This is a genomic window from Pontibacillus halophilus JSM 076056 = DSM 19796 (assembly GCF_000425205.1).
GTDB lineage: Bacteria > Bacillota > Bacilli > Bacillales > BH030062 > Pontibacillus_A > Pontibacillus_A halophilus.
Genome location: NZ_AULI01000009.1, coordinates 32,567 through 46,090, shown reverse-complemented (window position 1 = coordinate 46,090; position 13,524 = coordinate 32,567). Strand labels below are relative to the sequence as shown.

General features: G+C 42.0%; 12 protein-coding genes and 2 riboswitches. Of the genes, 5 read left to right on the top strand and 7 right to left on the bottom strand.

What is annotated here, in order from left to right; translation table 11 throughout:
* Positions 1 to 306: 306 nt before the first annotated feature.
* Together H513_RS0110100 and H513_RS0110095 are read right to left on the bottom strand one after the other, a co-directional pair.
* On the bottom strand, positions 307 to 1,734 hold the full coding sequence (locus H513_RS0110100) for a hypothetical protein (RefSeq protein ID WP_026800640.1): 1,428 nt from the start codon (positions 1,732 to 1,734) through the stop codon (positions 307 to 309).
* A 105-nt stretch (positions 1,735 to 1,839) separates the two neighbouring features.
* Positions 1,840 to 2,835 (bottom strand): NADPH:quinone oxidoreductase family protein, encoded by a 996-nt coding sequence (locus tag H513_RS0110095; RefSeq protein WP_026800639.1) that lies wholly within the window; start codon positions 2,833 to 2,835, stop codon positions 1,840 to 1,842.
* A 121-nt stretch (positions 2,836 to 2,956) separates the two neighbouring features.
* On the opposite strand from H513_RS0110095, the gene H513_RS0110090 reads away from it, so the two are divergent.
* Positions 2,957 to 3,547 (top strand): TetR/AcrR family transcriptional regulator, encoded by a 591-nt coding sequence (locus H513_RS0110090; protein ID WP_026800638.1) that lies wholly within the window; start codon positions 2,957 to 2,959, stop codon positions 3,545 to 3,547.
* Between the two features lie 17 nt (positions 3,548 to 3,564).
* On the opposite strand, the gene thiT is transcribed toward H513_RS0110090, so the two are convergent.
* Positions 3,565 to 4,131, bottom strand: coding sequence for an energy-coupled thiamine transporter ThiT (thiT, locus tag H513_RS0110085; RefSeq protein WP_026800637.1), 567 nt, complete (start codon positions 4,129 to 4,131; stop codon positions 3,565 to 3,567).
* A 59-nt stretch (positions 4,132 to 4,190) separates the two neighbouring features.
* A riboswitch (TPP riboswitch) is annotated at positions 4,191 to 4,291 on the bottom strand.
* Positions 4,292 to 4,452: 161 nt separating this feature from the next.
* Here thiT and H513_RS0110080 point away from each other — a divergent pair.
* The 3 genes from H513_RS0110080 (at position 4,453) to H513_RS0110070 (ending at position 6,943) form a co-directional block, all read left to right on the top strand.
* Positions 4,453 to 4,803, top strand: a complete 351-nt coding sequence (locus tag H513_RS0110080; protein WP_026800636.1) for a YflT domain-containing protein — start codon at positions 4,453 to 4,455, stop codon at positions 4,801 to 4,803.
* 63 nt (positions 4,804 to 4,866) lie between these two features.
* Positions 4,867 to 5,379, top strand: coding sequence for an NUDIX hydrolase (locus H513_RS0110075; RefSeq protein ID WP_036769956.1), 513 nt, complete (start codon positions 4,867 to 4,869; stop codon positions 5,377 to 5,379).
* Between the two features lie 70 nt (positions 5,380 to 5,449).
* Positions 5,450 to 5,554, top strand: a riboswitch (SAM riboswitch).
* Positions 5,555 to 5,566: 12 nt separating this feature from the next.
* Positions 5,567 to 6,943 (top strand): Na+/H+ antiporter NhaC family protein, encoded by a 1,377-nt coding sequence (locus tag H513_RS0110070; protein ID WP_330981690.1) that lies wholly within the window; start codon positions 5,567 to 5,569, stop codon positions 6,941 to 6,943.
* A gap of 99 nt (positions 6,944 to 7,042) precedes the next feature.
* On the opposite strand, the gene H513_RS0110065 is transcribed toward H513_RS0110070, so the two are convergent.
* Positions 7,043 to 8,245 (bottom strand): DUF819 family protein, encoded by a 1,203-nt coding sequence (locus H513_RS0110065; protein WP_026800633.1) that lies wholly within the window; start codon positions 8,243 to 8,245, stop codon positions 7,043 to 7,045.
* A 128-nt stretch (positions 8,246 to 8,373) separates the two neighbouring features.
* On the opposite strand from H513_RS0110065, the gene H513_RS0110060 reads away from it, so the two are divergent.
* Entirely contained in the window at positions 8,374 to 8,793 is a 420-nt protein-coding gene (locus H513_RS0110060; RefSeq protein ID WP_026800632.1) for a cupin domain-containing protein, read from the top strand.
* Positions 8,794 to 9,038: 245 nt separating this feature from the next.
* Here H513_RS0110060 and H513_RS0110055 read toward each other — a convergent pair whose 3' ends face one another.
* The 3 genes from H513_RS0110055 to H513_RS0110045 form a co-directional block, all read right to left on the bottom strand.
* Positions 9,039 to 9,671 (bottom strand): CPBP family intramembrane glutamic endopeptidase, encoded by a 633-nt coding sequence (locus H513_RS0110055; protein ID WP_026800631.1) that lies wholly within the window; start codon positions 9,669 to 9,671, stop codon positions 9,039 to 9,041.
* A 359-nt stretch (positions 9,672 to 10,030) separates the two neighbouring features.
* Positions 10,031 to 11,659 carry a BCCT family transporter gene (locus H513_RS0110050; RefSeq protein ID WP_026800630.1) on the bottom strand — a complete coding sequence of 543 codons (1,629 nt, stop codon included), beginning with the start codon at positions 11,657 to 11,659 and terminating at the stop codon, positions 10,031 to 10,033.
* A 91-nt stretch (positions 11,660 to 11,750) separates the two neighbouring features.
* Positions 11,751 to 13,382 (bottom strand): BCCT family transporter, encoded by a 1,632-nt coding sequence (locus H513_RS0110045; RefSeq protein ID WP_026800629.1) that lies wholly within the window; start codon positions 13,380 to 13,382, stop codon positions 11,751 to 11,753.
* Positions 13,383 to 13,524: the final 142 nt, after the last annotated feature.

Below are 13,524 nucleotides of genomic sequence, written 5' to 3'. Positions count from 1 at the left end.
TTCCCTACTTACTACTCGACACAAACTCCTTTAATTTTGGAGACGTATTCCTAAATAGGTGCAAACATTGTTGAAGGCTTTATCGTTTAACCCAGTCGAAAAGGCGGTATATACCTTATTAGAAACCACTTTAATTATATAAAGGAGATGTTGACGTTGAAGATCAAAGCTGGTAGCTGGTCGTTACTTAGTAAACAGGACAAGCTTTCAATTCTGAAAGCCATCAGTCGAAACTCACGTTTAAGTCGTACTGCTTAACTCGTCCATGTTGCTGACAAAGAAAATCTCCCCATAAGGAGAGATTGCTCACCAGAGGTACATGGCTACTAACGTCGCCGCTACCAAGCCTAATAAGACCGGAATAAAGTTCTTTCTAACGAGTTCTACCACTGAAACCCCACAAAAACCCGCAACGGCAATTAATGAAGACCAAGCAATAATGGTCCCTCCACCCGTCCAAATCGAACCCATTTGCCCGATTGCTGCTAAAGTAGATGCATCGGCAGAAGAGGACATCATTGCGCCTGCCAATGTACCCGTTAAGGGCAATCCAGAAAACCCTGAGCCATCTAGACCCGATAACATCCCTACGATTAGGATACTGAAGCTTGATAATAATTCACTTTCAGGAAGAGCTCCCTGAAGGGACTGCACAAGGTCGAACAAGAATGCAGGTGGCTTACCACCTTCGTCGAGAAGTAAGATGTCAGCTGCGAATGCACCACTTCCAAGAAAGAAGAAGCCGGCAATTGGGATGACAGGACCCATTGCTTTAAATGCAAAGACAAATCCAGCCGTAATGTGATCACTAACACGATCAAGCGCCTTCGTCTTCCACTTCAAAACGGTAGCAAATACCATAAGAATAGTAGCAACCCCTCCAATAAAGGCTGCTCCATCTCCACCTTCAAAGCCACTCAGTCGGCCTTCCCATACTTTACTTGCCACCATAACGACCATGACCCCGAACAACGTAAGCGGTACCAAGACAGCAAATAACTTGCTCAACACTTCATTATCCTTACCTTCGACAGGCTGCTTTTCTTCATTCTCTCCACTCAATGCTTTCATTTCAATATCATTTTGTACCGACAAAGGTGATCGAATTGTTGTTCGATAAAGTACATAACTTGATAAGATAGCGACAACACCTGTCACAAGCGATAGAACGAGTGCTTTGTTCGCAACAACGCCTACATCAAGCTCAGCACCCTTAGCAGATAAACTTGGTGCGACTTGCATAATGTAATCAGATGATAACGCCATGCCCTGTCCGGCTAGTGCAACTGCAATGGCAGCCATCATGGCAGGCAACCCAGCCCTTATAGCCGCAGGTACAAGTAACGCACAGATAAGTGGAACCGCTGGCGTCGGCCAAAAGAACAATGAGATTATATAGGTTACCACCACGAGTACAAAGTAGGCGACATGGCCATTGACCATCACTTTCTGAATGGGCAGAATCATTCTCTCATCAGCTCGTAAATCCTTTAAAGACTGAAGCAATGCAACCATTAATGTAATAATCAAGAAGATGTTAAACAACTCTTTAGCTGCAACAATATTTGCGAGAAATACAGACGTAAAACCAGAAAGCAAACTCTCGTTGTACAACAGACCAATAAGAAATGTTCCAATAATGGTTGGGATTACAATACTCTTTCGAAGAATCATCGTCCCTATAATCAGTAACGTGATAGAGGCATACACCCAATGCACGAATGTGAGCTCCAACTTGCCTCCCCCCATTCCTATGCTATAGCCTATGCTTGAGCATCTCGCATCGTGAGAGAAAGGCAATAAAATACCCGAGAGAAAGATCTCTCGGGTATCATTGGTTTAGTTAGATAGGTTGACAACTGTTCTGCCGCGAACTTTACTTTGTAAGATGCTTTGAAGTGTGTCAGGCAGCTCGTCTAGACTAATTTCGTTCTCAATTTCGTTGAGTGTATCTGGCTTAAGGTCTGTTGCAAGACGTTGCCATACTTGCCGGCGTAACTCCATTGGAGTGTAGACAGAATCAATGCCAAGTAAATCTACTCCTCTTAAGATGAATGGCATAACTGTTGTTGGCACTTCTACACCGGCTGTTAAACCACTTACCGCAACCGAACCTCCATATTGAATAGAGCTTAATACGGAAGCTAGAGGTTTGCCGCCCACCGGGTCTACAGCAGCTGCGAAGCGTTGCTTTTGAAGAGGGCGAAGCTTCTCAGGCGTCACATCTTCACGTGATAGAATTTCTGCTGCGCCTAGAGATCTTAAATAGTCATGCTCAGAATCCTTACCTGTACTTGCGTATACCGTATATCCATTCTTTGCAAGCATTGCGACAGCCATACTTCCTACTCCACCTGTCGCACCTTGAACAAGTACCGGTCCGTCAGAAGGCTGTAGTCCATTTTGTTCCAACCGATGAACAGATAATGCAGCCGTGAAACCAGCAGTACCGAATGTCATCGCTTCTTTCATGCTCATCCCGTCTGGTAATGGGACAATCCATTCTGATTTCACACGTGCATAATCACTGAATCCACCATCATGCGCCACACCAAGTTCATAGCTCGTGACGATGACTTCATCCCCTTCTTGATAAGCTTCGTGGTCAGATTCAACGACTGTACCTGCAAGGTCAATCCCTGGAACAATTGGATAGCTTTGTACAACCTTTGCCTTTGGATTTATAGCAAGACCATCTTTATAGTTCACGCTTGAATACGCCACTTTAATCGTGACATCACCTTCTGGAAGGTCTTTCATCTCACGTTCAACGACTTCTAGATTCACTTGTTCATCTTGTTTCGTAGCTAATAACGAACGAAATGTCATACTCATACATCTCCTTTGCTTGTGTAATTAACTTTTATTCTGACTGGTCAAAATAAAAAAGTCAATCCATATTGTTTAACGAACATCCTTTCAGTACAATAGACATACTAGAGAAAGGATGACTCCTATGAAGAGGAAAGAGGAAGAACGTAAATCACAATTATTAAAGGCTACCTTTCAAGCCATTTATGATAAAAGCTTCTCAACAGTCACACTTCAAGACATCTCGGACTACGCAGGCGTAAGCAAAGGGGTCACAAACTATTATTTCCGTAATAAAGAAGATGTGTTTGCTCACCTATTGCAATGGATTACAGACCGCATTTATGAGAAAGAAGCAACTGCTGTCAATGGAACTAATAAAGCGGATGATAAACTTCAGGCTTACCTCCATGCGGTCTTTATTGGACCTGAGGAGAACGAAAAGTTTTATCAAGTGTACCTTGAATTTTTAGCCCACGTACGTAAAGTACCCCTATTTCATGAGATTAATCAGGCTTTCCACGAGAATTGTTATCGGATCAGCAAGGAAATCATTCAAACTGGAATAGATGAAGGCCTCTACAGTAAAGAGCTACAAATAGAATCCGTCGCTAGAAACATCCGAGCTGTTATTGATGGTACACTCATCCAATGGCTTACGGTTGCCGATAGAGAAGAACACGATACGTATAAACAACATTGCTATGAAGCCATTAAAAAACTGCTCTCCCACTAAAGGAAAGCAGTTTTTTATTAGGTACGTAACAATCTAGGTTGTTTGTAGAAAAGTAACGACAAAATAATCGTACTTAAGAGAAACGATGGCAGCATGTATGAACCATTGTACCAAAGTGCGTAGTACCAAACCGTTTGGCCTTCTGGGGTATATTGACTAAAGAAGACGATGCCCGCTATGAAATGACAGAGGAAACGAACCGTGCTTCCTATTAGCGCACCAAACGTAATGTACGTAAGAAATCGCTTCTTATGCCCATTCTTGTTCGCTTGTCGAACACCATGACTAAATACCCCTGATAGACCGATAGCGCCAAAGGCAACGATGTAGTCTAGCGCGGCCTGGACAGGTGTGAATACATACCCTCCAAAGAGCATGTTGAGTAAGCCAAACAATAGGCCTGAATAGATTCCTCCCTTTATCCCCCATCGGAACGCGACGAGTAGAACCGGTACCATTGAGAATGATACTGAACCACCCTGCGCCCATAATTTAAAGGATAAAAACGGGAAAAAATCGAGTATGAAAGCTAATGTTGCAAACATTGGAATTTCAACTAAAAATAAAATTTTCTTACGTTCCATTCTTCTCTCTCCCTTCTATCATCATTACGGGAGAGACAATTCATCGGAAACTTATTCGAATCCATGAACAGCCACATCCCGACGTTAGCATGAACTAACCGGTCATAAGGGTCAGGACTCTTCATCCACTCTCAGCCAATTGACTCCCCTTGTGGTCTTGCTATTTACTGACTAGCTATTATTATAGAGTTTCTCTACTACTCTTGCAATTTCATTTCTTCTTTCCTCATTCACGCATCCACTTCCAACTAAACCCATTCCAACGTTTTGAGTATGAACGAACGGGTATAGATTTACTAGATTATATTAGGAGGGTAAATCATGAAACCATTTGTAAGAGAGTACACAAACGACGAGGTATTAAAAGATGACGTTCAAAAGCTGTCTAACAACGGCATCCATAAGGACAATATTTATTTAATGACTCACGATGACGATCGCACTGAACGTTTAGCTGACTCTACAGATGCAAATACAGTAGGGTTGAATGAAATGAATATGAAAGAAGCTGTTGGGAATCTGTTCAACAAGAAGGGCGATGAGCTTCGTAACAAACTACAAGACCTAGGATTTTCTGCATCTGAAGCTGAGACGTACGAAGAGCGATTAGATGAAGGGAAAGTGCTTCTAATGGTTCAAGATTCCTCAAGTGTCGAGCATATTCTGAATTAAAGATGGGAGCCCGGTAAACCGGGCTTTTTTTATTGCCTTTTCCTAAATGGATTGATAGGATGAATGAAACAAGAAAGGGTGGTTTCTATCGATATTAAGTTTACGGTTAACGACCAACGCTTTAATTACCGTACTGTAGCTGTTCTAATTCAGGACAACCACATCCTCGTTCACCGAGTCCTATCAGATAATCATTGGACATTACCTGGTGGACGCGTTGTAATGGGGGAAACCGGAAGCGAAAGCTTAAAGCGCGAAATGCTAGAGGAGCTTGGGTATACCGTTGAAGTGGACCGTCTACTTTGGTTCAATGAGAACTTTTTCACATATCGAAATCGAAACTACCACGAGATTGGACTCTACTACGCTGTTCATACGGAAGTTCCATTGCCCCTTCATAAGGGAACGTTCTCAGGTCTTGAAGATGAACCTGTTGAATACAAGTGGGTCTCCCTTGACGAACTGGACACGATTGAGCTCTCGCCCTCCTTCCTCCCGTCCAAGCTTTGTGAATTAAACGGGCATTTGGAGCATTTAATTGAAGGTTATTCCCATGGAGAGCCGCTTGGATCGTAAATTTTTATTGACATGATTGAAAGAAACTATTAAAGTATGAAGAGCAAATTAAACGAATAATAAAAACAACTTCTTATCAAGAGAGACGGAGGGACTGGCCCTGTGATGTCTCGGCAGCGGACTCATTCTGAGTGCTGTGCCAAATCCAGCAAGTAATAGGCTTGAAAGATGAGGAGAGGGTTATCCTATACAAGTACGTAACTGTAGAACCTCTTCTCATAGCGAGAAGAGGTTTTTTTATTCGGAGATCTATTCATTAAGGAGTGCTATCATGAAGAAACAAGGAAATTTATTGGCGTTTACGCCGCTTGTCATATTCCTCGCATTATTTCTAGGATCAGGTATTGTCACAGGTGACTTCTACAAACTGCCGATCCTCGTGGCAGCCTTAATTGCTGCAGTTGTAGCATTGGCTATGAATCCAAAGGAAAAATTGGAAACAAAAGTTGAACAATTTGCTCGAGGAGCTGGAGATTCGAACATTATTATCATGGTCTTTATCTTTATTTTAGCAGGTGCCTTCTCTCAAGTTGCCAACGATATGGGAGCCGTTGATTCTACTGTTAATTTAGCGCTCACCGCTCTTCCACAGAGTCTTGTCATTGTTGGGTTATTTATTATTAGTGCCTTTATCTCTATTTCAATGGGTACTTCGACAGGAACGATTGGTGCACTTGTTGCCATTGGGGTTGGAATTAGCCAGGCAACCGACTTCTCCGTGACGTTTGTTATGGGAGCGATTATCGGTGGTTCCATGTTCGGAGACAATTTATCCGTTATTTCGGATACAACGATTGCTGCAGTTCGTACGCAACAAACGGAAATGGCGGACAAATTCAAAGCCAACTTCTTGATTGTCTTGCCTGCTGCCCTTGTAACCATTACGATTCTTATCTTTGCATCCATCGGGAATGCATCTCCTGTTGATACAGAATCCTTTAACTGGGTGAAAATCCTTCCTTACATCGGAGTACTCGTTGCAGCCGTACTCGGTGTGAACGTGTTGGCCGTACTCACATCAGGAATCTTATTAGCAGCGATCATTGGATTTATTGATGGAAGCTTTGAGAGCCTGACAGCTATTGCTTCTTCTGTTGGCGACGGTGCCCTAAGCATGGCTAGTCTTGTGATGTTAACGCTAATCATTGGAGGAATTGTGGCAACCATCCGCGAAAATGGTGGACTTGATTTCCTCTTGAATACCATGACAAAGAAAGTAAAATCAAAACGTGGTGGACAGTTCTCGATTGCTGGACTTATCGCAACGACGAACTTGTCTACAGCAAACAACACCATTTCAATCCTGACAGTAGGTCCGTTGGCAAAGCAGATTTCAGATGAATATGGAATCGATTCTAGACGTTCCGCATCCATTCTCGATATCTTCGCCTGTACCGTCCAAGGATTAATTCCATACGGTGCCCAAATGCTAATTGCTGCAGAAGCGGCAGGTGTATCCCCTGTCCAAATCTTCCCATACACCTTCTATCCAATGCTCATTGGCGTTATGGGAATCATCGCAATTGCAACTGGGTTCCCGAAATTAAAACCTAAACAAGCATAATCATTAGAATTTGCAACTAGGCCATGGATTTACTCCATGGCCTTTTCTTGTACAAAAAAAAGTAGGTCTGTGATGAACAGACCTACTCTTCAATACGTATTACATCATAGTGGCAACCATTTCTGCAAGTTGGGCACATAAGACGGCTGCATACGTACCTACAATGTTCCCGGTGATTCCCATTAATAATCCAACTGGTGCAAGCGCTGGTTGGAAGACGGATGCAACGATTGGTGCTGAACTTGTCCCACCAATGTTCCCTTGTGAACCTACTGCGATGAAGAAGAGCGGCGCCCGTAATAGACGTGCCATTCCGAATAAGAGAATAACGTGAATCGCTAGCCACACAATTCCCATAAAGATAAACGCAGGTGCATTCACTACATCAGCTAAATTCGCCTGAGCCCCGAACGTAGTGAGCAACAGATAAATCGCGCCATACCCTATTTTACTTCCACCATATTCATCTAACTCTTTCACCTTAGTGAACGAGAAGATGACGCCAAGCGCGGAAATGATGAGAATGGTCCACGTCCCTGTCGACAATACAGACGTTGATGGCAATTGTTTCGCGATGAGCACAACCACATAAGAGACACCAAATCCAAATCCTAATATCCCTAAGAAATGAGGTACTGTCAAAGGCTTAGATTTCTTCGCTGCCAATTCTCCTATGTTTTCATTAATCTTCTCAACAACGGAGTTATCTGCTTTGTTCCATTTGTTAAACTGGTCCTGATAGCCAGATAGAAAGATCATAACCCCCATCCAACTTAATCCGACAAGCGTATCGACAATAATGATCGGAGACAGAATGCTATTTGGCGTATCCACAGACTCCATTAATGCAGCCATGTTTGCTGAGCCGCCAATCCAGCTTCCCGCAAGTGCCGCTACCCCTTTCCAAGCATCCTCTGGTAAGAATGGCTGGAAGAGTGCGAGCGCAATTGGACCCCCAATCACGACACCAAGCGTTCCAGTTAGGAACAAGATTAATGCCTTTGGACCGAGCTTCAACGTTGCCTTAACATCAGTAGATAATAAGAGCAATAATAAGCCAAATGGAAGGATGTACGTACCGATAAAGCTGTATAGGTCACTACTATTTGGCGTTATGCCAATGGTAGTTGAAATCATCGGTAAGAAATATGCCCATATTAAAGGAGGCAAATAATGAAAAATTTTCTGAACAATAGGGTTTTTCAATTGGGAAAGCATAAAAACGCCACCCATAAGCGCACTTAAATATGCGAGGATCCCTACTGGGTCTTGAATTAAAGCTCCATTCGCTGCTTCATTCATGATGTCACCTCAAATGCTAGAATAGTAGAACAGTTTTTTCATTATAGCATACAGAAATGTTCGTTATAGCATAATCACTAACATTCAGAATTATCATTTTAGTGGGATGATTCCCCCTTTTCCCTCATATGCATTTAGGAAAGCGCGTGAAAGAGGTGAAGGAGCTGGAACAACTCCAACAACTATTATTAGCGAGCATCGAAGACACACATGAACTTATACACGGTATTGAGGAGCTACAACTGACGAGGGGGTGCGTTGAACCATGGATTGTTGAAGAGACGGAAGGGTTTCCTTATGGGAGGCAGTCGGTCGTTAAAACCGAAGAAGTAGAGTGCATACTCATCTATTGGAAACCGAGACGCTTCTCTCCTATTCATGACCATGGCGCCTCTTTAGGTATTGTTCACGTGATTGATGGCTATGTCACAAATGAAGACTTTGTCCTAAATGAGGACGGAACCGTTAAAAAGACAGCGATACGGACAGGCACAAGCGGAAAGACCATCTTGTCCGAAACACCGAATGGGAAACCCCTCACGCTTTGATGCTCTCACGTTGCACATTTACTTGCCTCCGATTCGATCAATGGCGACCTACTCAAGCTAAACGATAAATGTGAAAGAAGAAGTGCAGAGATTCTTAAGTAGTTCCGTTGTGAACTAGAAAGGATGAAACCAAAAGCAATATAAAGGGGTAAACCTTACATTTTCACAAAATCCCATATAAAAACACAGTGGATAGTATCCGCTGTGTTTTCTTAAACTTGATATCCTTTAACTATAGAAGCCATTTAAAGTATCGAGATGACAAGAACACTAAAGACATTAGCAATAAAATGCGAGAAGGCACTCACCCACAAATTATTTGTTCTGTAAAAGATGAAACCATACAAAACGCTATTAATGAAAATGAATAAACTATCAAATATGACAACTACACTATCTCCCATTGCAAAATGAGCGAACGAAAATAAGAAAGATGTCAAAATTAACGTTGGAATGATTGGTAACCATTTATTTAACTGCTTTTGGAAAAATCCCCGCCACGCAATCTCTTCCCCCAACGCTAAAATACCAAGTTGTAGGACTACTAACAATAATGTATTGAATGAAACCATAGGCCCCGTTCTGGTGTTGAGGTGTTCTATGAATTCAGGTAATAACAAAACAGCAAAACTAAAACAGAAAACATTCATAAGTAATGGTGAACTAATCCAAAACCAAATGGATCTATCTTTCAGTATTGTTCCAAAATCTTTTATGCTTAAATTATTATGAAGATCATCTTTACCATCTAAACTCTTAACGATAAAGAAGAAGACTATACCGATGACTACAGATATTCCAGCAATCTTCACCCCAAAAAAGTTTGAAAAAGATAGAAATCCCATAGTTAAGATAGCTATCAAATAAACATTTTTCATTTTAAACAAACTCCCCCCTCTTCCTATGTATCTAATTAAAGACCATTCTTATTTCTCCATCTTGCTCCTCTCATTTAAGTACATTCTTATACAATCTATACCTCTATATTTCACCATAAACCCATATTCACCTCTGATATCCCTATATCAGGTTTCGCAATTTTCATACGCATCATGTTTAACTTCTGTTCAATAGTTATTGTCCAATTGCTAAAACCGTTGGTAATTCACCATTAAACCACAGTGATTCTTGTCCTATTAATAAAAAGAAACATGCGAATTCCTTTGTGAATCCGCATGTTGAAAGCCTTGCTATTTTAAATTTTCTACCACTGAACCACTTCTAGTTTCCTCTTCTTCTATTTCGCTTTCGTTTCTGTTTGAGACTCCTGAAGAACTTGACGCCTCTTTTTTCTCCGCTTTTTAATTTCTTTGGCATTTAAGTAGATTGTCTTAGGCTTATAATTCTCTGATGCTCTTAAATCCTCATTCGAAGCTTTCATAAATGACCATGCTAACAGTGCCATAATAAACAGTTGCGGTGTCCCGCCTATTATGCTTGCGGTCTGAAGTGTACTCAGCCCACCTATATACATAAGGGTAAGAGGAAGTATGGCTAATGAGAATGCCCAGAATAATCGATTCCAACGTAGCGGCTCGTCTTCTACGTTACGCTGTGCAACAGACGCTAAAATGTATGAGCTCGAATCAAATGATGTCGCAAGGAAGATCACAGCCAACACCGTAAAGATTCCAACGATAAATGTCCCAAGCGGCAATTGACCAAAGACTTCGATAATGGCAGCAGGAGCGCCTTGTTGCGCTAAAACAGCCAACACGTCGTATTCTCCTGAAAGCTGCATATAAAGCCCATAGTTTCCAATGACCCCAAAGAACAATACACAACCTAGCGTACCGTACACCATTGTACCCATCGCCATCTGTTTAATCGTTCTTCCTCTAGAAATCTTAGCGACGAACAATCCAATATAAGGAGCATAAACGAGCCACCATGCCCAGTAAAAGACTGTCCACCCCTCTGGAAATTTCGTCTCAGCAAATGGACCAAAGTCTCCGAACGGCTCTGTCCACGTGCCCATTCTAAAGAAATTGTCTACCACAACGCCTAAACTATTAATCGTTGATTCTGATATAAAGAGCGTTGGACCAAAGATAAAGACAAACACTAATAGAAAAATAGCTAACCACAGGTTAATATCGCTAAGTACTTTAATTCCTTTCTTAAGTCCCGTATAAGCACTTACTCCAAATATAGCCGTACATAGTAGCAAAATAAACGTTTTCAACCCTAACGTCGGCTGTAGTCCCGTTAATTCCGAGACACCTTGAGCAATCATGGGTGTTCCTAGGGCAAGTGTGGTTCCTGCACCTCCAAGAATACCGAAGATGAACAGGATATCGATGACTTTCCCTAACCATCCGTCAGCATATTTACCAATAACAGGACGACACGCTTCACTAACCTTTAATACAGGACGTTTTCTCACATAGTAGAAATAAGCAATCGCAAGTGCTGGAAGTGTGTAAATGGCCCATGCTACAGGACCCCAATGAAAAATTCCATAAGCAGAAGACCACGCAATGGCCTCTTCTGTCCCCGCTTCAATTCCAAATGGCGGGGATTGATAGTAATAAGCCCACTCAATCGTCCCCCAGTACAGAATGCTCGAGCCAATTCCTCCACAGAATAACATGGCTGCCCAAGAGAATTTCCCGAATTCAGGCTCTTCGTCTTCATCCCCTAATTTAATTTGCCCGTTCTTGCTATAGGACACATACAGCACAAAGAAGAAACTAGCCAAGCCCATAATTAAGAACACAACACCGAACGTGGAAGTCATAAATTCGTTCGCATCGTTTACCACTGCCGCCCCCGCTTCCGGGAATAGGACGAGTGGGATGGTCACTGAAATCAACAAGATAAAAGCCCCTATAAACGTAGGCCAATCAATAATGTTTCGCTTCATCTTCTAATCTCCTCTTTCTAGCGTTTATGTATAAATATGGATTGTGAATTAAATAAAAAAACAAGCTGCCTTTAGGGCAGCCTGTTCCGTTTTACCCTGTAATCTTGTCGTTCTTTCCGCCACTCTCTTGCTCTTGTTTTCGCATCTTCTTGCGTTGACGTATTTTGCGCGCATCGAGATTAATCGTTTTAGGGCGATACTCTTCAGAAGCTTCCAAGTCTTCGTTTGAAGCTTTCATAAACGACCAACCTAGCATGAACATGATAAAGATTAACGGGAATCCTCCTACAATACTCGCGGTTTGCAGCGTACCTAATCCACCGAGGTACATGAGCGTTAACGGCAGTAGGCATAGTGCAAACGCCCAGAATAGGCGGTTCCATCGAAGCGGTTCTTCCTCGACATTCTTCTGTGTAACAGATGCAAGAATGTAAGAACCTGAATCAAATGTTGTCGCTAAGAAGATCACTGCTAAAATCGTGAAGATTCCGATAATAAATGAACCAAGTGGAAGTTGGTTGAATACATCAATGATGGCAGCTGGTGCACCTTGGCTATTAAGGACAGCGATTACGTCATACTGACCTGAAAGCTGCATATATAAGCCATAGTTTCCAATGATTCCAAAGAACAAGACACACCCAATTGATCCATATAGAATGGTTCCAATAATCATTTGACGGATGGTACGTCCCCTTGAGATCTTAGCAATAAATAATCCGATAAATGGTGCGTACACAAGCCACCATGCCCAATAGAAAATCGTCCAGCCTTCTGGGAAACCAGTTTCATTGAACGGACCAAAGTTTCTAAATGGCTCTGTCCATGTGCTCATCTTAAAGAAGTTATCCAATACAAGTCCTAGACTATTAAACGTAGCCTCTGAGATAAATAGAGTTGGACCAAATACAAAGACAAATGCAAGCAAGAATAGAGATAACCATAAGTTCACATCTGACAGAACTTTAATCCCTTTCTTTAATCCTGTGTACGCACTAACTGCAAAGATGACTGTACATACGACAAGAATCACTGTCTTTAGTCCAATTGTTGGCTCCGCGCCAGTTAAGTGTGAAACCCCTTGTGCAATCATAGGCGTTCCAAGTGCAAGCGTTGTACCTGCTCCACCCATTAATCCGAACATAAACAGAACATCGATTACTTTCCCAAGTGGTCCATCTGCTTTGTCTCCGATAACAGGTCGACAAGCTTCACTAATCTTTAATACAGGTTTCTTCCTTACGTAATAGAAGTACGCAATCGGTAATGCTGGTAATGTATAAAGTGCCCATGCAATCGGTCCCCAGTGGAACATTCCATAAGCAGAAGACCACGCAATCGCTTCCTGTGTGCCAGCCTCCATACCGAATGGAGGTGATTGGTAGTAATAAGCCCATTCGATTGTTCCCCAATAGAGAACACTAGACCCAATCCCTGCACAGAATAACATGGCAGCCCAAGAGAAATTCCCAAATTCAGGTTTCTCTCCCTGGTCTCCTAATTTAATATGTCCATTCTTACTAAAGGCGACATAAATGAGGAAGAATAATGCGCCCAAGCCCATAATTAGGAACAGCACTCCGAAGTTCGATGTCATGAAATCGTTTGCCTGTCCGACTATATCGGCTCCTTGTTGAGGAAAAATAATTAGAGGAATTGTTACGAACAGTAACAAGAGGAAGGCTCCTATAAATGTAGGCCAATCCATAATCTTTGTTTTCATTTGTCTCTCCCTTTCTTTTGTCTACGTGAATAGCATACATCACCCCAACTAATTTGTACAGTATAAATTGTATGTACTTTTTGTATTTTAGCAACAATCATTATTATATGTTCTGTATGTGTTGGCATAATTTTATTTTAAA

Bases quoted from the DNA above. Each gene is read 5' to 3' on its own strand.
- H513_RS0110055 (WP_026800631.1), bottom strand. From the start codon at position 9,671: ATGAAAAATGTTTATTTGATAGCTATCTTAACTATGGGATTTCTATCT.
- H513_RS0110095 (WP_026800639.1), bottom strand. From the start codon at position 2,835: ATGAGTATGACATTTCGTTCGTTATTAGCTACGAAACAAGATGAACAA.
- H513_RS0110080 (WP_026800636.1), top strand. From the start codon at position 4,453: ATGAAACCATTTGTAAGAGAGTACACAAACGACGAGGTATTAAAAGAT.
- H513_RS0110050 (WP_026800630.1), bottom strand. From the start codon at position 11,659: ATGAAGCGAAACATTATTGATTGGCCTACGTTTATAGGGGCTTTTATC.
- H513_RS0110075 (WP_036769956.1), top strand. From the start codon at position 4,867: ATGAAACAAGAAAGGGTGGTTTCTATCGATATTAAGTTTACGGTTAAC.
- thiT (WP_026800637.1), bottom strand. From the start codon at position 4,131: ATGGAACGTAAGAAAATTTTATTTTTAGTTGAAATTCCAATGTTTGCA.
- H513_RS0110060 (WP_026800632.1), top strand. From the start codon at position 8,374: ATGCATTTAGGAAAGCGCGTGAAAGAGGTGAAGGAGCTGGAACAACTC.
- H513_RS0110045 (WP_026800629.1), bottom strand. From the start codon at position 13,382: ATGAAAACAAAGATTATGGATTGGCCTACATTTATAGGAGCCTTCCTC.
- H513_RS0110065 (WP_026800633.1), bottom strand. From the start codon at position 8,245: ATGAATGAAGCAGCGAATGGAGCTTTAATTCAAGACCCAGTAGGGATC.
- H513_RS0110090 (WP_026800638.1), top strand. From the start codon at position 2,957: ATGAAGAGGAAAGAGGAAGAACGTAAATCACAATTATTAAAGGCTACC.